Below are 18,966 nucleotides of genomic sequence, written 5' to 3' on the forward strand. Positions count from 1 at the left end.
TGCGGGCATGGGCAGGCGACGGACCCTAGGCTGTCAGTCGTTTTTCGATATCCCGGTAGGTTTCGCTGTCCGTGGCCGCCAGCAGTTTGCGGCCATCCTTGAAGGTGCCGATGAAGGTCACCTCGGTTTCCTTGCCGGCTATCAGGTAGCCCGCGAGCGCACCCACCGGACCCAGCAGCATGGCCCCGGCGATGCCGTAGCCAATGGCGTCCCTGTTGGTGATGCTGTCCTGTGTCGCGATTTCCAGGTGTTTGAATGCGGAAGCTTTGACCTCGACGCCCGGGGAGGGGTTGGTCACGGTCGGCAGCTTGAAGACGCCCTGTCGGTACTCGCCATTCCCTTGTAGAAAATCACCAGCCAATACATTGATCTTTGCCATGTTGAATATCCTTGTTCAAGCATTGCGGATTGACCATACAGCGCCGTCCCGTGCCCACCGTCAATGAGGGGGCGATGAAGGGCGGTACCACTGATCGGTGATGTTGCGCCTAACAGCATCGGTCTCGAGTGTAGACGCCTGGTTGACGCAGATCAGTGCGCTGGTCGCAATGGGCTACCGCTCGTCCGTTTGATTCTGCGCGGGCTGCAAGGCTGTCACGAGCTGTCCGGCGTCCATGTTCGGCAATGTTAATAAATGTTAGGTATTAAAAAATACTTCACATAATCCGTTCATTGATGGATGATCAGGCCACACCTGATAACAACAAATCACAGGACGGCCCCTCGATGTCCGACACGGTCTCGATTCACCCGCCAGGCGACCCTGTCGCCCCCGCCGCCCGTGCTGCCCTTTACCCCGCGGCCCGCCGCCCGCGCCTTGCCGGCGTGGAGCAAGCCGCTGTCTTCCCTGGAGTACCCCATGAATAACAAGAATGTCGGTGTTGTCGGCCTGGGCGCGATGGGCCTGGGCATTGCCCGCTCGCTGCTGCGCGCGGGTTTCAAGGTGCATGCCTGTGACGTGCGTGAAGCGGTCACCCAACAGTTCGCCAGCGAAGGCGGGGTGGCCTGTGCGTCGCCGGCGCGAATGGCCGAAGCCTGCGATGTGATCATCACAGTGGTAGTCAACGCCGAGCAGACCGAAACCGTGCTGTTCGGTGGGGAGGGCGCCGTGTCGGCCTTGGGTGCCGGCAGCCTGGTGATCGGTTGCGCCACCGTGGCGCCGACCTACGCCGTGGAGCTGGGCGAGCGCCTGGCCGAACAGGGCCTGCTATACCTCGACGCGCCGATCTCCGGCGGCGCGGCCAAGGCTGCCGCCGGCGAGATGACCATGATGACCTCCGGCCCGGCTGCGGCCTACGCCAAGGCCGAAGCGATACTCGCCGGTATGGCGGGCAAGGTCTATCGCCTGGGCGACGCCCACGGCCTGGGTTCCAAGGTCAAGATCATCAACCAGCTGCTGGCCGGGGTGCACATCGCCGCGTCCGCCGAAGCCATGGCCCTGGGCCTGCGCGAAGGGGTGGACGCCGACGCCCTGTACGAAGTGATCACCCACAGCGCCGGCAACTCCTGGATGTTCGAGAACCGCGTGCCGCACATCCTCAAGGCTGACTACACACCGCTGTCGGCGGTGGACATCTTCGTCAAGGACCTGGGCCTGGTGCTGGATACCGCCCGCGCCAGCAAATTCCCGCTGCCGCTGTCGGCCACCGCGCACCAGATGTTCATGCAGGCCTCCAGCGCCGGTTTCGGCCGCGAGGACGACTCGGCGGTGATCAAGATTTTCCCGGGCATCGACCTGCCGACCGCCAAGCCCGAGCCTGTCTGAGGAACGCTCCATGACCCATTCCACCGCACGCCCGTTGCTGGGCTGCATCGCCGACGATTTCACCGGCGCCACTGACCTTGCCAACATGCTGGTGCGCGGCGGCATGCGCACGGTGCAAAGCATCGGCATCCCCAGCCGCGAAGTGGCGGCCGGGCTGGATGCCGACGCCATCGTCATCGCCCTCAAGTCGCGCACCACACCGGTCCAGGACGCAGTCGAGGAATCCCTCGCGGCCCTGGACTGGCTGCGCGAGCAAGGCTGCGAGCAGATCTTCTTCAAGTACTGCTCGACCTTCGATTCCACCGCCGCCGGCAATATCGGCCAGGTCAGCGAGGCCCTGCTCAAGGCCCTGAACAGTGATTTCACCCTGGCGTGCCCGGCGTTCCCGGAAAACGGCCGGACCATTTTCCGCGGCCACCTGTTCGTCCAGGACCAGTTGCTCAGCGAATCGGGCATGCAGCATCACCCGCTGACGCCGATGACCGACGCCAACCTGGTGCGCGTGCTGCAGGCCCAGACCCAGCTGAAAGTCGGCCTGCTGCGCTACGACAGAATCGCCGGGGGCGTCGAGGCGGTGCGGGCGAAAATCGCCGAACTGCGCGCGCAGGGCGTCGGCATGGCCATTGCCGACGCGCTGTCCGACCAGGACCTCTACACCCTGGGCAGCGCCTGCGCCGACCTGCCGCTGCTCACCGGCGGCTCGGGCCTGGCCCTGGGCCTGCCGGGCAACTTCCGCCGCGCCGGCAAACTGCGCGACTTCGACGCGGCGTCGCTGCCGACGGTTGCAGGCGACGAAGTGGTGCTGGCCGGCAGTGCCTCGGTGGCCACCATCGGCCAGGTTGCGGCCTGGCTGGAGGCCGACCGTCCGGCCCTGCGCATCGACCCCATGGCCCTGGCCGCCGGCGAGCCGGTGGTGGAGAACGCCCTGGCCTTTGCCCGCGACAGTGACGAAACCGTACTGATCTACGCCACCAGCACCCCGGCCGAGGTCAAGGCGGTGCAACAGCAGCTCGGCGTCGAACGCGCCGGCGCGCTGGTGGAGAACGCCCTGGGCGAGATCGCCGCGGGCCTGCGCCAGAACGGCGTGCGCCGCTTTGTGATTGCCGGTGGTGAAACCTCTGGCGCGGTGGTCAAGGCGCTGGGGGTCAGCCTGCTGCAGATCGGCGCGCAGATCGATCCGGGCGTGCCGGCCACAATCAGCAACTCCAGCGAACCGCTGGCGCTGGCCCTGAAGTCCGGCAACTTCGGTAGTCGCGACTTCTTTGCCAAGGCCCTCAAGCAACTGGCCGGAGGTGGCCAATGAGCGCCGCGGCGAATAAGGAACAGGCCCTGCGCGAAGAGATCTGCGACGTCGGCCGCAGCCTCTACCAGCGCGGCTACACCGTGGGCAGCGCCGGCAACATCAGTGCGCGCCTCGACGATGGCTGGCTGATCACCCCGACCGACGTCTGCCTCGGCCGCCTCGATCCGGCGGCCATCGCCAAGGTCAACCTGGCGGGGGAGTGGGTGTCCGGCGACAAGCCGTCGAAGACCCTGGCCCTGCATCGCCAGGTCTATGACCGCAACCCGGGCGTCGGCGGCGTGGTGCACACCCATTCCACCCACCTGGTGGCGCTGACCCTGGCCGGCGTATGGCGGCCGGACGACATCCTGCCGCCGCTGACGCCGTACCAAGTGATGAAGGTCGGGCACATCCCGCTGATCGGCTACCAGCGCCCGGGTTCGCCCAAGGTCGCCGAGCAGGTGGCGCAACTGGCCAACAGCGTGCGCGGGGTGATGCTCGAACGCCTGGGGCCGGTGGTCTGGGAAAGCTCGGTGGCCAAGGCCAGCTACGCCCTGGAAGAACTGGAAGAAACCGCGCGACTCTGGCTGATGAGCAATCCCAAGCCGGCGCCGCTGGATCAGGCAGCCCTGGATGAGCTGCGCGAGACCTTCGGCGCGCACTGGTAGGTAGCGCGCCGCTGCAACTCGAAACTGTAAACCGACATTGCAAGCACCGCCCGGGAGCCGCCGTCAGGCTCTCGACGGCCCCGGCTTGCCTGAAAAAACAATAACAACAGGACATCCCCGCATGACGTTCCCTGACTGCAGCTGTTTTGGCTTCACCGGCGCTTCTTTCTCTTATGAGGGAGGGGCCGCGCAATGAGCCCGCTTATCCTGATGTTGACGGCCGGCGCGGGCATCGCGCTGCTGCTGTTCCTGGTGCTCAAGTACAAGTTCCAGCCCTTTGTCGCGCTGATGCTGGTGAGCATCCTGGTGGCGCTGGTGGCCGGGGTGAAACCGGCCGACCTGGTGGCGACCATCGAAGGCGGCATGGGTAAGACCCTCGGCCATATCGCGATCATCATCGCCCTCGGCGCCATGATCGGGCGGATCATCGAGCTGTCCGGCGGCGCCGAGGCCCTGGCCAAGACCCTGATCGAGCGTTTCGGCAACCGCCGCACGCCGCTGGCGCTGACCATCGCCGGGTTCATCATCGGCGTGCCGGTGTTCTTCGAAGTGGGGGTGATCATCCTTATGCCGCTGGCCTATGGCGTCGCTCGCCGGGCGCGCAAGCCGCTGCTGGTGTTCGCCTTGCCGATGTGCGCGGCGCTGCTCACCGTGCACGCGTTCCTGCCGCCCCATCCGGGCGCCGTGGCCGCGGCCAGCCAGCTGGGCGCCGACCTGGGCCGGGTGCTGATGTTCGGCCTGCCGATCACCGCCTTCCTGTGCTACGTCGGCTACCGCGTGGCCGGGCGCATGACCCGGCGCTTCTACCCGATGACCGACGACATCCGCGCCGAAGTCTACGGCCCCCACGTGACCAACGAGGACCTGCTGGCCTGGACCAATGGCAACGGCCATGAGCAGAACCCGCAACAGGCGGCGGTGGCGGCGTCCCACATGGGCCTGGAAGAATCCACCAGCGCCATTGTCGCCAAGCTGCCACCGGCGCCCGCGCCGGGTTTCGGCCTGATCGTCAGCCTGATCCTGCTGCCGATCGTGCTGATCCTGCTGGGCACCCTGGCCACTTCGCTGCTGCCGGCCGAATCCACCCTGCGCGGCATCATGACCGTGCTCGGCGCGCCGCTGGTGGCGCTGCTGATCGATACCTTGCTGTGCGCCTGGCTGCTGGGTTCGCGCCGTGGCTGGAGCCGCAACCAGGTGTCGGACGTGATCGGCTCGGCCTTGCCGGGCGTGGCCATGGTGATCCTGATCGCCGGGGCCGGCGGAGTGTTCGGCAAGGTGCTGGTGGACACCGGGATCGGCGCGGTGGTCTCCGACCTGCTGCGCACCACCGGCCTGCCGGTGCTGGCCCTGGGCTTTTTGCTGACCATGCTGCTGCGTGCGGTGCAGGGGTCGACCACCGTGGCCCTGGTGACCACGGCCGGGATCATCAGCCCGCTGATCGCCACCCTGAACCTGACCCCCAACCACATGGCGCTGCTGTGCCTGGCCATGGGCGGTGGCGGGCTGGCGATGTCGCATATCAACGACGCCGGCTACTGGATCTTCACCAAGCTCGCCGGGCTCAACGTCGCCGACGGCCTGCGCACCTGGACCGTGATCACCACCTTGCTCGGTACCCTGGGTTTCTGTATTACCTTGCTGATCTGGCCTTTTGTCTGAGCCGTTTTTAGGAGCCAACATGCCTCGTTTTGCTGCCAACCTAAGCATGCTCTACCCGCAACACGGGTTTCTCGAGCGTTTCGCCGCCGCGGCGGCCGACGGTTTCGAAGCGGTGGAATACCTGTTCCCCTACGACTACAGCCCCCAGGAGCTCAAGCAGCGCCTGAGCGACAACGGCCTGGTCCAGGCCCTGTTCAACGCGCCGCCCGGCGACTGGGCGGCGGGCGAGCGGGGCACCGTGACCCTGCCGGGGCGCGAGGCGGAGTTCCGCGCCGGCTTCGAGCGCGCCCTGGAATACGCCGCGGTGCTGGGCAACTCGCGCATCCATGTAATGGCCGGCCTGCTGCCCTCGGAAGAGCTGCGCGAACGCCATTACGCGGTGTACCTGGAGAACCTGGCCTACGCCACCGCCCAGGCGGCCAAGGCCGGGGTCACGGTGCTGCTGGAGCCGATCAACACCCGCGACATGCCGGGCTTCTTTCTCAACCGCCAGGACCAGGCCCAGGCGATTTGCAAGGAAGTCGGCGCGAGCAACCTCAAGGTGCAGTTCGACTGCTACCACTGCCAGATCGTCGAAGGCGACCTGGCGACCAAGCTGCGTCGCGACTTCGCCGGCATCGGCCATATCCAGATCGCCGGCGTGCCGGACCGCCACGAGCCGGACCTGGGCGAGCTGAACTACCCGTACCTGTTCGCGCTGATGGACCAGCTGGGCTACGACGGCTGGGTTGGTTGCGAGTACCGACCGCGCGGCGATACCTCGGCCGGCCTGCAATGGCTGCGGGACTGGAAAGCCTTCTGAGGGGCGGGTGGGGCGGCGCCATGGGTCAGTGGGTGCCGCCCGCGAAGCGCGATTCTGCGGGAATCTGAACATTTCTGGAGGTGTCGGCCTTCGCTCCCCAGCTGCGGGTACATTGGCTCCCTGTCGCCAGGGCCATCACTGGTGCCATCAATGGGAGCGGGGAGCATGGAAAAGTCGATATTCGTCGATCAGTCGGGCCTGGACGACGCGCCTTGTCGTCCGCGCGATCTGCATTGGGAACAGATTCCCACCGTGACCCTGGAGCGCATCGAGCGCGAATACCGCCGTGCCCGGCGCACCACTATTCTTGGTCAGTGGATCAATATCGCCAGCGTGCTGCTGGTGGTGCTGAGCGCCGCCTGCGGCCTTTGGCTGTGGAACCACTTCCGCGCCCAGGGGCTGGACCAGGGCTTTGGCCTGCGGCAACTGTTCGTGCTGCTGTTCTTTTTCGCCAGCCTGTGCGCGGTGGTGGAGTGGCTGCGACGCATTCGCCGCACTACCCGGGTGGCCCTCGACGGCTTGGGCGAAGACCTGCGGGATATCGCCTGCGTGCTGTGGTTCAGAAAGCAGCACCAGTGAGCGGCACCCGCGCAGCGGCTGTCAGTCTTTCGCTGCAACCGCTTGCGAGTCGGAGGGCAGCAGCAATTCCACCCCTTGCTTGCGAATCCCGTCCGCCGCGGCCTGGGCCAGGTCGTCGTCGCTGATGATTACGTCGAACTGCTCCAGCCCGGCGATGCGGTACATGCTGAAGGTGCCGTACTTCGAACTGCTGGCCACCAGCACCACCTGGGACGCCGACTGCATCGCCACCTGCTTGACCTCGACCTTCAGCGCCGACGGCGTGGTGATGCCGCGGCGCAGGTCCCAGGAGCTGGTGGACATGAAGGCGATATCGGTCACCACCTGACGCAGGGTCGCCACCGCCAGCCCGCCGACGCAGGAATGGTTGTCGTGGTCGAGCTGGCCGCCGGTGTGGATCACCGTCACCTGAGGCGCCTCCATCAGCGCCTGGACGATGCCGAAGTCATTGGTCACCACGGTCATGCCCGACAGCGCCTTGATGTACGGCACGATCTCCAGGGTGCTGGTGCCGGCGTCCAGGTACACCGTCATGTCCGCGTGTAGCAAACGCGCCGCCAGCCGGGCCATGGCCTGCTTCTGCGGCAGCTCGACCACCGCCTTGCTCTGGTGGCTCGGCTCGCTGTGCAGCTGGCTGGCGATGCGCACCCCACCGGTCACCGAATAGGCCCGGCCTTCCTGCTCCAGCAGCGCGATATCGCGGCGCACGGTCATGTGCGAGCAGTCGAACATCTCCATCAACTGATGCACGCTCAACACCTGGTGCTTGCGCAACTGGCGCAGGATCAGCTCGCGACGCTGCTCGGGAATCATCGGGGCGCCGCTATCGCTGGCGATGTCCTTGGGGTTGGGCATTGAGGCTCCGCAGTGGCTGGGCAGAAGGCAGGTAACTGGCGGACATAGTAGCGAATCCGCGGGGCGGGAACGAGAAGCACGCAACCGATCGTCCCCCTGTACGAGCGCGTGGCTCTGCCTCTGCAGGAGCGCAGCTTGCGCGCGATGAACGATGACGCGATATTCCTGCATTGCGCGTGACGGCTATCGAGCATCGACCGGCGAGCAGCTACTAAGGAGCGGTCATGGACCCCAAGCGTTATGAACACCTGACGATCAGCGTCGAGCCCCATGAAATGCGCATGAGCCACTGGGTGTACGCACCCAGGGTGGTGGATGCTCGCGATGGCCGGGTCGTGCTGGACCTGAGTGGCGGGCCGTGGGACCTGGTGTCCTGCTCGCCATCGACGGCGGCGGTGGAACTGCTGTTGCGCAAGTACCCCGGAGAGCGTGAGGCGGTCTGCCTGAGCATTCGCCTGGCCGACAACAGTCTCTGGCTGGGCGACAGCCCGGTCGCCGCCGGGGATATCGAGGGGGCGTTGGAGAGGGCGCATGGCTGAGCCGCGCCGTGGCTCATGCCGGCGAAGCGTCACCGGGCCTGACGACCGTTGGTAAGCTGGCGGTTCTTTCTTTTGCCAAATGGCATTAAAGTGAATGCCATCTGTCATCAGGCCGGGAGATGATCATGACCGCCGCCGCCAAGAATACCGCCACCGTGAAACCCTCGGCCGAGGCTGAGAAGGCCAAGGGCAGTGCGCCCAAGGCCATCGCCAAGGTCGAACCACGCAAGCCCTCCGCCAGCCGCGTCCGCGGCCCCAAGGCCAACCTGCTGCGCGAAGAGGCGGCGGTCTATGCGCTGCCTTCGCCCATGGTGCGCGGGCTGCTGCCGGGCACCGACGCCGATGACCCGATGGCGGTATTCAGGGCCACCCAGCTGGGGTTCTCCCTGGGCGCGGTGATCGAGCTGGTGGAGTCGGTCGAGGCCTTCAAGCGCTACAACGTGCTGGCGAAGATCGTCGGGTTTTCCGAGCGCACCCTGGCGCGGCGCCTGAAGAACCAGGACCAGGCCCTGACCCCCGAACAGAGCGCCCGCGCCTTGCATTACGCGCAAGTGCTGGAAAAGGCCGAGGCGGTGCTGGGCTCCCGGGCGCTGGCCGAAGAGTGGATGACCCAACCGGCGCTGGGCCTGGATGGCGAAGTCCCCATCGACCTACTGGCCAACCCGGTGGGCTATGAACTGGTGACGGACTTTCTGCACCGGCTCGAGTTCGGGGTCTACTGATGCTCACCGACCCCTTGGCCCCGGCCCTGCATTTCTGGCGCCTCGACCAGGCCCGGCATGCCTCGACCTGGAACAGCGGCATTGGCGCCGAAGGCAGCGGCGGGCGCTGGAACCCCAAGGGGGTGCAAGTGGTGTACGCCAGCCTGGACGCCTCGACCGCCATCCTGGAGGTGGCGGTGCACAAGGGCTTCAAGGCCCTCGACTGCCTGCCCCACACCCTGACCGCGGCCCGGGTGCTGGACCCGTCGCGGGTCCACACCGTCCGCCCCGAAGACATCCCCAACCCCAACTGGCTGATCCCCGGCACCCCCAGTCACAGCCAACAAGCCTTCGGCGCCAGCCTACTGGAGCAGCATCCCTTCGTGCTGATCCCCTCCAGCGTGTCGCGCCATAGCTGGAACCTGCTGATCAACCCCTTGCTGGCCACGGGGTTGTATGAACTGGTGTTGCAGGAGCGTTTTGCGCTGGATGGGCGGTTGAGTCCGCCGGAGCGTGTCGTGTAGCGCAGCAGCACCGAGCAATTTCAGAATCTTCCTACACCCCGGCCGTAGCCACTTAGCGTAACGTTCCGTTGCCAACTGCAACCAAACTTGCCCCCATCTTGATGGGGGCTTTTTTATGGACGATGTGGAAGTGGACACGGATGAGCGGCTATGTACCCAACGCCCCGAAGGGCTATCGCAATAGAGGCGTGGAGCCTGTCGATATCGGTGAACAGCGCTGGGCCGAATACAAAGACCTGCCAGTTAAACCAGAGGCAAAACCAGCCCTTAAAGGCTGTGTCTTCGCCAAGTCCTGCGCCTTGCCCAATGGGGTGATAAACCACAGCAACCCCGGTGGTTTTGTGCCCGTCGAGTCGTTGAAACAGTACGGCACCTTCGCGGTATTGGGCACCGGCTCGGCGATAGCTGCGGCCGGTACCCCACTGCAATGGATCGGTGGTTCAGGGAGTGCTTCAGCCCTCGTAGCCCGCCTGGGAGGCAGCCTGGCTTTGGCGGGCTCCACGGCTGTGGGCTTCGCCGCGTTACTGCTGCCTGACGATACGTCGGCCGACAGCGCCTTCTATACCTCCGAGCAATACGCACAGTTGAGCCAAGGGAACACCCGTGTACGGGTCAACGTAAAACACCTGCCGGACGGTACTGTGAGCGTGTACGGGTTCTATACCGGGACCAAGACGGAGTGGCAGCAGGTGCCTGTCATCGAAGCGAAAGCGCGGGGCGACCAACTGGTAGCGGACATTGGGAATGGACTAGAGGTCATATGGACCCCGGCAGCTGACCCAAAGGCTGTGCTAGGAATCCCTGCCTTGGAAGGTGTTTCGTTGAAGCCAGGGGTATGGGTGTACCCGCCGACCGAACAGGCCGATAAGATACTGGTCAACCCGGAACATCCGCCTGACTACCGGGATGCGATTATCTGGTTCCCTGACAAGCCCCAGATTGCTCCGATCTACCTATCGATAAGCGCCAAGGGCGGCGGAGACCTTAAGTACCACAAACCTCCAAAAGAACTTGCTGCTTTTTCAGACGCTAAACCAGCAAAGGATAAAAACCCTGTCCAAGGAGGCGGCGGCATGCGACGACGCTGGAAGGATCGTAAAGGCCGTATTTACGAATGGGACAGCCAGCACGGAAGAGTTGAAATTTTCAACTCGCAAGGAACCATACATTTTGGTGAGTTCGACCCTGAAACAGGCGAACAAACCAAACCTGCCAAAGCCGGTAGAACAACCCCAAAATAGAGAGGCTATCAGCGTGTTTTTATGGATTAGCGGTTTTTTGCCGGGCGATAACGAAGACGACTCACTGAAGTACGAACTCAATGTACCTCACGAGTTTGAACGAAAAGTCCTGGATACTCTTGGATGGACAGACTTGGAAAACAGCCCCGAGGGCGATTGGCTACTTAACACGATGCAGGTACAGCAGATTGCAAAGATTATTGGCGAATCTCTTCCAGCAGACTTGGATTTGTTCATCGGCGTAACTGCGTAGAACGGGTGAATCATGCCTGGACGAACAGCAGAAAAATAGGAGTGCTTTATGTATCTGTGTATCACCGGCTTTTTGCCAGACAGTTTTAGCGACACCTCATTGAAATACGAGCTGGACGTAGCACCTGAATTCGAATAGCAGATCGTAGCTCTGCTGGGCCATAAAAGCCTCAACGCAATGGCAAGCGGGGAGTGGTTGTTGACGGTGGAGCAGGCTCGGCAGATCGCTGTTTTGATCAAAGAACCCATTCCTGATGATCTGGATATTTTTATTGGGGTTGAAGCGTCCCTGTTGGGTCGATAGTTCAGGAAACATCGATGAGTGGGGCACTCGGTACGGTGCGGGTGAGGATGACAAAAAGGCAGGGAGTTCGACTCTGCAGCGACGGAATGAACGAGGCCAGCAGACCCTTATGTTTTTATGTATCGCAGGCTTTTTCCCCGATGGTCACGAAAATGAATATGTGCAATTTGAACTGGGCGTAGCACCGGAATTCAATCAGGCCGTGCTTGATTTGGTCGGCTGGAGCTCCCTCGAAGAGGGCGTGAAATATGGCGTTGTAGCGTTAACCGCGACACAAGTCAGGCAGATTGAGAGTGTGCTTGGGCAACCCATACCGAGTGATCTGGATATCTGTATCAGCGTTTTTGCCTAGAAACTGGATGCGGTCTATGCACCTGTACCTCACCGGCTTTTTATCCGATGGCTTTGATGACACGTCATTAAAATATGAGTTGGACGTTGTTCCGGAATTTGAACAGAAGGTCATGGGCATCTTGGGCTGGGAAAGCCTCGCCGCAGAGGCTGATGGTGAGCTACCACTGACCAAGGAACAGGTCATGCAAATAGCTGCGGCCATCAAAGAATCCTTACCCCATCACCTCGATTTGTTTATTGGTGTGGTGGCTTAGCTCCACCCATCATCCGTGATCCCTGTCGACCCATTGACGGGCGAAATCAGGAAGTTCTGATCGTTCTTCTCGTCCCCTACGATTAGCAAAGGTTTTTAGTACGGAGGTTTGGGAAAGCTCTGATATTTACGACTTTTCTGCATTGATAGGGTCGGTGCCTGAATTTTTCAGACACTCAGGATGTACTCATGGCCTATGTCATCAGGGAAGGAGACCCGACCACGACCGGTGGAAAGGTTATCGCAGGTTCGTCAACAACCATCGTTGAGTACCGCAAAGTTGCACGCATCACCGACCCGGTGTGGTGTCCGGTGTGCCAGTCGGTGGGGTATATCGCGGAGGGCCATAACACATGGCTGGATAACCAACAGGCTATCGCGGTGGAAGGGTGCGCCGTTCAGTGTGGCTGCCCTGTAGGTTCTAACCGTCTTGTCGCCACTCAATCTTCTGTCCTCTCGGATAATCAGCCAGCGGTTCCTGTTCCCGTCGCCTTGGTGCCGCAAGTTGTGGCGAATACCCATCAATGGGCCGAAGCGATCAGGCGGGGATATTCGCAAAACCAATTCGCAGATTCGCTGCCGCGCGATCAGGTGAAGGGGCTGGCGCCCATCAGCGAAACGGCGCTGTCAGCGCCCGCTCGGTTGTCGCAACAAGGCGTAGAGCCGGGCTTTTATATCGTTCAGTCCCCGATGAGCCGTGCAGCCCTCGAAGTGGTGCTTTTCGGTCGGCCCGACGCGGCCCTCCTGGAGAAGTTTCGTCGGCTCAACCCCCAACTGACGGACACCGCCAAACCCGGCCAGATGGTGGTCCTCAGCCATCCCGAAAACCATCAGTGCAGCCGTGAAGAAACACTGCTGATGGACGCAGCGCAAAAGGTCAGCGCCGCGCTGGACACCCTCACGGCCGAGGAGGCGGCCTTTATGGTCCAGTACCGGCAGCAGATCGAGTCGGTCCTGTCTTATGGCTCAACCAACCTTGGGGTCGCGACCGCTGCCGCCGGCAATCATCTGGACGGTATTAAAAGAACCTTGCAGGCCATCGAATCCCTCCACCAAACCTACTTCCTGCGGGATGGGCATCTACGCAGCGTCCAGTTCTTCGCTGAACGGCGGGCACTGCTCGCCCGGCTGGACGCAAACCTCACCGCCATCACGAAAATGAGCATCGCCTTTCCCGACCACCCGGACCTGAAAACCGCACTGGGGATTTCCAGCCGCAGCCTGGTCCATCATTGGACCAAAGCAGGAGCAGCGGGGCAGATACCGGGGTATGCGACGCATATCGAGGGTGTGTCGAAGGCTTCCACGGTGCTCAAGTATGGGGGGTGGATTGGCACGGCTTTGGGCGGTGGCGCGTCTTATGTGAAGGTTCAGGATGTTTGTTCTGCGGGGAATAAAGAGGCTTGCGAGAAGGTGAAGTTTACTGAGGTGGGGAGTTTTGTTGGTGGGGTGTTCGGAGGGGCAATCGCCAGCCCGGTTTTAACCCAGGCTATGACTTCCATCTGTGCTGCAGTTGCTGTTCCTACAGGGGGGATGGGCGGTGTTGTCTGTGGCTTGGTGGTGGTTGGAGCGGGGAGCTATTTGGCAGGGAAGGGCGGAGAGGCCTTCGGAGAGCTCCTCGGAGAAAATATTTATGAGGTCGGGCAATGAGTAAGTTAAGTACTGCGGAATACGTGCTTACCTTTTTGGGTGTAGCCACGTTTTTGGGTGGGGGAGTTACTGCAGGGGTGTATTTCTATCTGAGTTGCACCCGAATGGATGAGATTTTGGGGTATGTAAAAAACTGCAAAGTAGTAAATAACCAAAGGTATTACCTTTATATGGGGGGGTGGGGGCGCTTTTTAATGATAGGGATGATTTCGGGTGCCTTGGCATACTCTAACTATCAAATTAGAAAGGGGATGATGGATGCTGGTGATGTAGATAATTTTCCTGAGCCGCTCAAGCGGAGACTGATTGCAATGTTTAACATGCAGTTAGTATTCCTGGTCTGTCTAATAGTTGAGTTTATTGTTCTGAAATTGATCAGGCCGTGATAAGTGGCGTTATTTATGAGGTTTTCAATTGGGCCTGCTTAACCTGGCGGCAGTTGTGCTTGCATTCACATTTGCCGGAATACTTGTTGGTGCCTTTGCCCTGATGGGTGTTTTTCTGTATGTCGGGTATTCACGTATGGAGGAAATGCTGGGCCATCTTGAGAATTGCCAAGCAATACAGCAAAGAAGGTTTCTTATGCACGTCGGGCCGTGGGGGACAGTCATGCTTACGGCGTCGATTGCGGGAATCATGACATTTCCCGGAATCTATCTTCGTCACGGCGGAGTCAGTCAGGCGGACTTGGACGCTTTTCCATCGCCCCTGAAGCGCAAGCTGATCCTGTTGCATATCGTGAATATTGCGTTGGCCGTGGGTGGTTTTTTGGTCGGCGGAGCAATGGTTGTGTGTTGGAACTATGTAAAAAAGGCGGACTTTAAGGCCCCGAGGTTCGGACATAAACTGCCACGTCTTTGTCGTTGCCCCGTATCGAGCCCAGAGCTAGCCTTTGATCGTCGCTGCAAACGCAGTGATCGGGCTTGGTAACCCGTTTTGATGCAGGCGCAACGATATGGAGTTCAATTATGTGCGCCGACAAGTCGTCCGCAGATCGCGGCTTTTCTAATCTCCTTTTCCTGCTCAATTACGTCTGCTCCCCAAGAGCAAAAGGAGGTGCGCTATGAGCACCTCCACCCCCGTCAAAACCCTCGGCTTCGTCACCTTCGGTCTTTGCGGCGACGGCGATCAAACCCTGTTCCGCGTCAATGCCGACGTACCTCTGCACCAAGCCCTGGAACACGCTTCGACCCTGCTGTACTACGCCAAGAAACTTGCCCTCGATGCCGCCATGGAAGAGCAGGGCGAACGTTACGCCTGGGCCGCGCACTTTCTGGCGGAGATGGGCAAGGCGGTGATCGATGATGTGGGGTTGGGCTTAAGGGAAGAGGAGGCGTTGCAGGTTTAACAGGTAGGAGGATGTCGGGTAGGGCGTCGTTTCTGGGTGGCAGGGAAGCGGCGTCGATTTCCCAAAGTCTGGTTCGACTATCTTTCAGGGAATGAAGCCGATGGATCGCAATGACCGTCGGCGTTCCCTTCGGCCGGGCCATCCAGGACCTGTTCTCGCAGTTGCTGCTGGGGCGCCGTATCGGTCGGGAGCTGCCCGGGGACGCAGCGACGACAAAAGAGCAACTATGCTAGGTCTGATGCCGGAATTGATTGAGCAGATCGGGCTTTGCGTCCTTGCGTCGTGTAAAAGCAATGGGAATGGGATCGATCCGCTTGGGTTGAATTGACCGTCGCTGCATCTCAAGGTCGGTCTGTTGGAGGTCTGAAGTTGCGAATCGCTTTTCTGGTGAACCGAGACGTGGAGAGCAATCTCACTCTCAACTTCCTGTTGCCCGAGATTCACGAGAGCACCGTGGGGATATTCCTCTCGGAGAGAGTGGGAACGGGCAGCAAGGTACCCCGCATGCTCGGACAACTCGCATTGATCGAGCAGGACTTCTTCAATGCCTTGGCTCCGGGGTTGAGCGGATCGAGCGACCAGGTCAGCAGCGGGCATCGATTCGGTTTTGCAGAACTGCAGCAACGCTTTGGGGTACCTGTGCGGGTGTTGCCCAGCTTGCGGGAACCGCAGGGCCTGCAAATGCTGCGGGATGCGGGAGCGGATCTGTTTGTCTCAATCCGCTTTGGTCAAATCCTCTCCAATGAAGCGTTGGTCATTCCGTCACGCGGCGTCCTCAACCTTCACTCTGGTCTCTTGCCTCACTATCGAGGCGTTCTCGCGACGTTCCGGGCGCTGCTCAATGGTGACCCGGAGATTGGCTGTACGCTCCATTGGATAGACAGTCCCGGCATTGATGTGGGTCGCATCATTGAGACGGCGCGGGTGACGGTCGAAAAGGAGCGCTCCTTGCTGTGGCACATCCTTGCACTTTATCAACCAGGCGCGAGCCTCATCCTGGACGCAATCAGACGCCTGGAGCGCGGCGAGCCCATGACGGGGGCGCCTCAGGATCCATCTGCAGGCGCCTACTACTCCTTTCCCAGCGAAGATGACCTGATGCGCTTCACCACACTGGGGTGGCGGCTCTTCGATCGCGAGGACGTCTGGGATCTTTTCGAGTCGTACGGATTTCCGTTGCGCACGCGCACGCTTTGAGCGTTGAACGGCGCCAGGCGTCCAGAGGTAGCGTGCTGTTTGCCTCCAACATCCGGTCACGAGAGGCACGCCAGAGCGCTGGTCCCCATGCCATGACCGGTGGAAGGAAGATGTTCACCGGGCTGGGGAGGCATTGATCTGGCGTTTTTCCAGCGTTGAATCTGACAGACTCGCGTGAGCGGCTGCATGACTGTGTTTCCAGTTGCGACCATGGCCGGATAGGCCGACTCCTCGATACCCCGCGCAGAGCGCAGCCCGCCCTGAGTGACCGCATTCCAGATATTTCCAAGACGATGGGGTTAGACATAAACTGCCACGCCTTTGTCGTTGCCCTGTATAGAGCCCGAGACTAGCCTTTGATCGTCGCTGCAAACGCAGCGATCGGGTTTGGTCGCCCGACTTGATACAGGCGCAACAGCGCCCCCTTGACGATTGCAGGCGCTTTTTTTGCGCTCGCATTTCCGTGCAATGGCGGCTGTGCGTGGAAGGGCTTCGGCCCTGCCGGGTTCCTGTATCTCCGGTCGACCAATCCGCGCACGGCTGCCACCCATTCGTTTGGTCGCGAACGTGGCAGCTCTCACTTTGATATGGGAGTTTCAATCATGTACGCCATCAAAACCGCTGCAAATTGTGGTCGCTTCAACGGGGCAAATGGCGGTGCACTATGAGCACCTCCACCCCTGTCAAAACCCTCGGCTTCGTCACCTTCGGTCTTTGCGGTGACGGCGAGCAAACCCTGTTTCGCGTCAACGCTGACGTGCCTCTGCACCAAGCCCTGGAGCATGCTTCGACCCTGCTGTACTACGCCAAGAAACTCGCCCTGGATGCGGCGATGGAAGAGCAGGGCGAACGTTACGCCTGGGCCGCGCACTTTCTGGCGGAGATGGGCAAGGCGGTGATCGATGATGTCGGGCTGGGCTTGAGGGAAGAGAAGGTGCTGAAGGTTTAGTGGAGGGATGATGTTGCAGAGCGCCGTTTCTGGGTGGCAGGGAAGCGGCGTTTTTTAGGGTGGTTACCCCGCATCGCACTGTCGATTTCCCGGAGTCTGGTTCGACTATCTTTCAGGGAACGAAGCCGATGGGTCGCAATGAGCGTCGGCGCTCCCTGCCTGAGCACTTTCACGCAGACGAACCAGGAGAAGACCATGCGCAAGCTAATCGTTGCCGCTTTCATGAGCCTGGATGGCGTTATCCAGGCGCCCGGCGGGCCCGAAGAAGACACCAGCGGCGAATTCCGCTTCGGTGGCTGGATAGTGCCCTACGCCGACGAAGCCTTCGGCCGGGCCATACAGGACCTGTTCTCACAGCCGTTCGACTTGCTGCTGGGGCGGCGCACCTACGACATATTCGCGGGCTATTGGCCGCACATACAGCCCGGCTCAAGCAACAGCGTCATCGCCGACCTGTTCAACCGCGTGCCCAAGCACGTGGCCACCCATAGTCCCGACACCCTTGATTGGCACAACAGCCATGCGCTGCAAGGAAACCTTGCCGACGCTATACAGTCTCTCAAACAGCAGGACGGCGCCCAGCTGTTGACCCAGGGCAGCGGCGAGCTGGTGCGCCAACTGCTTGCAGCTGGGTTGGTGGACGAGCTTCGGCTGATGATTCATCCCATTGTGTTGGGACGCGGCAAGCGGTTGTTTGATGAGCATGCCCAAGCGTCGGCTTTCACGTTGGCGAATTCGATCAGCACGCCCAGTGGGGTGCTGGTTGCCCGTTACGTCCGCAGTGGTGAAGTACGTACAGGAGTGTTTGAAGAGTAGAAAGCCCGTGCCTTAGCAGACAGCTACTTCTGGGGTTTGGGAGGGAGTAGATGTTCCTGGGTGTTCGTTTAGCGGGGAAGCGGTTGGTTATAACTGACTGTTAACGGCCAATAGCTGTCTCTCACAAAAGACCGCTGCTGGCTAGATGTTATCAGTCGATGGCACCAGTCCCGACCGAGACTTTGCGATCTATAGTAAGTAGTATGCGGCCCACAAACGGCGCCTTCCTCAAGCCCAAACACACAGCAGTGCGAATTGACATGGCAAGAGCAAAAAAAGAAAGACCAGTTCTTGATGCAACCAGTATTAGCCTCGAAGAGTGGCTTTCCATGGTTTTCACTTACAAAGAAAAGAGAAAATATAGATTCATAGATTTTCGCTTTCCAACAGATACCCATGCAGCCGAATATCTGGCCTCAGCTGAACTAAGATCGGAGTTTGAAACTAAGAATCTAATACGTTCATTCTTAATCCCCCCTGGGGTTCAGGGATATGATCATCAATTTTTTCACCATTGGATAGATAATGGGGACATTACCCAGATGATTGAGACGAACGAGTATGCTCGTCGCCTTTTCAGAAATGAAGGTTGGGAAGGTTTGACTTGGATATTAGATCTCCTCCCAGATTGGCCTCAACACGCTATTGGCGCATTGGACGCTTTCATACGGGCGCATACACTCTACCTCTCCGATGACCGAATATGGGGCCTTTGTGACGCGGTTTCGATAATTCGCCATAAGTATCTACTTTCATCTAATCCTCGTGACATACTCAACGATGTTTCTTCAAGGGATTTTGAATTTCTCATCGCCGCCTTGTTTAGAAGGCAGAAATATCACGCAAAAGTCACTAAACAGTCACGGGATGGAGGGGCTGACATAATATGCAGTTCACTCGATACCCCCATAAAGCAAAAGGTATTGGTTGAGTGCAAGCACCACACTGGCACCATCGGCGTTGAAGTAATTCGTAAGCTGGCAGGAGTTGTAAGTGAAACCGGAGCCACGAGCGGCTGGGTTGTGACCTCTAGCAAATTTAGTTTGCCAGCGGTGGAATTTGCTAGTGCTACAGGGAGGATTCAGCTCCTAGATTACAAGGCATTGAACCTTAAATTTAACGAGTATTTTGGTGCGCGATGGAGTGAGTGCTTGCCATCTCTAATCAGTGAGGAGCAGCGAAATCAAGTCAAACATGCCGCTAAAGTAAGTTGAAAGCGGTTAGCGCG

General features: G+C 60.4%; 23 protein-coding genes and 1 pseudogene. 22 read left to right on the plus strand and 2 right to left on the minus strand.

The window, feature by feature from the left end:
- Positions 1–25: 25 nt before the first annotated feature.
- Positions 26–379 (minus strand): hypothetical protein, encoded by a 354-nt coding sequence (locus BMY68_RS05320; RefSeq protein ID WP_007931870.1) that lies wholly within the window; start codon positions 377–379, stop codon positions 26–28.
- Positions 380–679: 300 nt separating this feature from the next.
- Between BMY68_RS05320 and ltnD the strand changes: the two genes are divergently transcribed.
- The 6 genes from ltnD to BMY68_RS05350 all read left to right on the plus strand — a co-directional run bounded on the left by ltnD (position 680) and on the right by BMY68_RS05350 (position 6,755).
- Positions 680–1,765: an L-threonate dehydrogenase gene (gene ltnD / locus BMY68_RS05325; protein ID WP_274333318.1), complete on the plus strand. Its 1,086-nt coding sequence runs from the start codon at positions 680–682 to the stop codon at positions 1,763–1,765.
- Positions 1,766–1,775: 10 nt separating this feature from the next.
- Entirely contained in the window at positions 1,776–3,068 is a 1,293-nt protein-coding gene (gene otnK, locus BMY68_RS05330; RefSeq protein WP_085531189.1) for a 3-oxo-tetronate kinase, read from the plus strand.
- The gene (locus tag BMY68_RS05335) at positions 3,065–3,715 is read left to right on the plus strand and encodes a 3-oxo-tetronate 4-phosphate decarboxylase (protein ID WP_085531187.1); all 651 of its coding nucleotides are present in this window, start codon (positions 3,065–3,067) and stop codon (positions 3,713–3,715) included. Before otnK ends, BMY68_RS05335 begins: the two co-directional genes overlap by 4 nt.
- Positions 3,716–3,907: 192 nt before the next feature.
- Positions 3,908–5,374 carry a GntT/GntP/DsdX family permease gene (locus BMY68_RS05340; protein ID WP_085531185.1) on the plus strand — a complete coding sequence of 489 codons (1,467 nt, stop codon included), beginning with the start codon at positions 3,908–3,910 and terminating at the stop codon, positions 5,372–5,374.
- A gap of 19 nt (positions 5,375–5,393) precedes the next feature.
- Complete coding sequence (gene otnI, locus BMY68_RS05345) at positions 5,394–6,176, plus strand: 2-oxo-tetronate isomerase (protein ID WP_085531183.1); 783 nt, start codon at positions 5,394–5,396, stop codon at positions 6,174–6,176.
- Between the two features lie 165 nt (positions 6,177–6,341).
- Positions 6,342–6,755 carry a hypothetical protein gene (locus BMY68_RS05350; protein ID WP_009048635.1) on the plus strand — a complete coding sequence of 138 codons (414 nt, stop codon included), beginning with the start codon at positions 6,342–6,344 and terminating at the stop codon, positions 6,753–6,755.
- Positions 6,756–6,776: 21 nt separating this feature from the next.
- On the opposite strand, the gene BMY68_RS05355 is transcribed toward BMY68_RS05350, so the two are convergent.
- On the minus strand, positions 6,777–7,610 hold the full coding sequence (locus BMY68_RS05355) for a DeoR/GlpR family DNA-binding transcription regulator (RefSeq protein WP_007931857.1): 834 nt from the start codon (positions 7,608–7,610) through the stop codon (positions 6,777–6,779).
- A 224-nt stretch (positions 7,611–7,834) separates the two neighbouring features.
- Here BMY68_RS05355 and BMY68_RS05360 point away from each other — a divergent pair, with 224 nt between their 5' ends.
- The 16 genes and pseudogenes from BMY68_RS05360 to BMY68_RS05440 all read left to right on the plus strand — a co-directional run bounded on the left by BMY68_RS05360 (position 7,835) and on the right by BMY68_RS05440 (position 18,952).
- Positions 7,835–8,149 (plus strand): hypothetical protein, encoded by a 315-nt coding sequence (locus BMY68_RS05360; RefSeq protein ID WP_085531181.1) that lies wholly within the window; start codon positions 7,835–7,837, stop codon positions 8,147–8,149.
- A 125-nt stretch (positions 8,150–8,274) separates the two neighbouring features.
- Positions 8,275–8,871, plus strand: a complete 597-nt coding sequence (locus BMY68_RS05365) for a type II RES/Xre toxin-antitoxin system antitoxin (RefSeq protein WP_085531583.1) — start codon at positions 8,275–8,277, stop codon at positions 8,869–8,871.
- Complete coding sequence (locus BMY68_RS05370) at positions 8,871–9,374, plus strand: RES family NAD+ phosphorylase (protein ID WP_009043530.1); 504 nt, start codon at positions 8,871–8,873, stop codon at positions 9,372–9,374. The genes BMY68_RS05365 and BMY68_RS05370 overlap by 1 nt, the downstream gene beginning before the upstream one ends.
- 140 nt (positions 9,375–9,514) lie before the next feature.
- Positions 9,515–10,615: a colicin E3/pyocin S6 family cytotoxin gene (locus BMY68_RS05375; protein WP_085531179.1), complete on the plus strand. Its 1,101-nt coding sequence runs from the start codon at positions 9,515–9,517 to the stop codon at positions 10,613–10,615.
- Positions 10,616–10,628: 13 nt separating this feature from the next.
- Complete coding sequence (locus tag BMY68_RS05380; RefSeq protein ID WP_009043532.1) at positions 10,629–10,868, plus strand: pyocin S6 family toxin immunity protein; 240 nt, start codon at positions 10,629–10,631, stop codon at positions 10,866–10,868.
- A gap of 48 nt (positions 10,869–10,916) precedes the next feature.
- Positions 10,917–11,171: pseudogene (locus BMY68_RS30025) on the plus strand (pyocin S6 family toxin immunity protein).
- Complete coding sequence (locus tag BMY68_RS29815) at positions 11,122–11,523, plus strand: pyocin S6 family toxin immunity protein (RefSeq protein ID WP_175534811.1); 402 nt, start codon at positions 11,122–11,124, stop codon at positions 11,521–11,523. Before BMY68_RS30025 ends, BMY68_RS29815 begins: the two are co-directional and overlap by 50 nt.
- Positions 11,524–11,539: 16 nt before the next feature.
- Positions 11,540–11,779 (plus strand): pyocin S6 family toxin immunity protein, encoded by a 240-nt coding sequence (locus BMY68_RS05395; RefSeq protein WP_085531176.1) that lies wholly within the window; start codon positions 11,540–11,542, stop codon positions 11,777–11,779.
- 188 nt (positions 11,780–11,967) lie between these two features.
- A complete protein-coding gene (locus BMY68_RS05400; RefSeq protein ID WP_085531174.1) occupies positions 11,968–13,428 on the plus strand; it encodes a PAAR domain-containing protein in 1,461 nt (486 codons plus the stop codon).
- A complete protein-coding gene (locus BMY68_RS05405) occupies positions 13,425–13,814 on the plus strand; it encodes a hypothetical protein (RefSeq protein WP_085531172.1) in 390 nt (129 codons plus the stop codon). The genes BMY68_RS05400 and BMY68_RS05405 overlap by 4 nt, the downstream gene beginning before the upstream one ends.
- A 28-nt stretch (positions 13,815–13,842) precedes the next feature.
- Positions 13,843–14,358, plus strand: coding sequence for a hypothetical protein (locus tag BMY68_RS05410; protein ID WP_085531170.1), 516 nt, complete (start codon positions 13,843–13,845; stop codon positions 14,356–14,358).
- A 133-nt stretch (positions 14,359–14,491) separates the two neighbouring features.
- On the plus strand, positions 14,492–14,776 hold the full coding sequence (locus tag BMY68_RS05415; RefSeq protein WP_085531168.1) for a DUF3077 domain-containing protein: 285 nt from the start codon (positions 14,492–14,494) through the stop codon (positions 14,774–14,776).
- 504 nt (positions 14,777–15,280) lie between these two features.
- Positions 15,281–15,973 carry a formyl transferase gene (locus BMY68_RS05420; RefSeq protein ID WP_239694065.1) on the plus strand — a complete coding sequence of 231 codons (693 nt, stop codon included), beginning with the start codon at positions 15,281–15,283 and terminating at the stop codon, positions 15,971–15,973.
- 664 nt (positions 15,974–16,637) lie between these two features.
- On the plus strand, positions 16,638–16,922 hold the full coding sequence (locus BMY68_RS05430) for a DUF3077 domain-containing protein (protein ID WP_085531164.1): 285 nt from the start codon (positions 16,638–16,640) through the stop codon (positions 16,920–16,922).
- 195 nt (positions 16,923–17,117) lie between these two features.
- A complete protein-coding gene (locus BMY68_RS05435; RefSeq protein ID WP_085531581.1) occupies positions 17,118–17,738 on the plus strand; it encodes a dihydrofolate reductase family protein in 621 nt (206 codons plus the stop codon).
- Between the two features lie 260 nt (positions 17,739–17,998).
- Complete coding sequence (locus BMY68_RS05440) at positions 17,999–18,952, plus strand: restriction endonuclease (RefSeq protein WP_175534812.1); 954 nt, start codon at positions 17,999–18,001, stop codon at positions 18,950–18,952.
- Positions 18,953–18,966 lie beyond the last annotated feature (14 nt).

Origin of the sequence: Pseudomonas sp. NFACC41-3 (assembly GCF_900109505.1) — a bacterium.
In the GTDB taxonomy this organism is placed as follows: Bacteria; Pseudomonadota; Gammaproteobacteria; order Pseudomonadales; family Pseudomonadaceae; genus Aquipseudomonas; species Aquipseudomonas chlororaphis.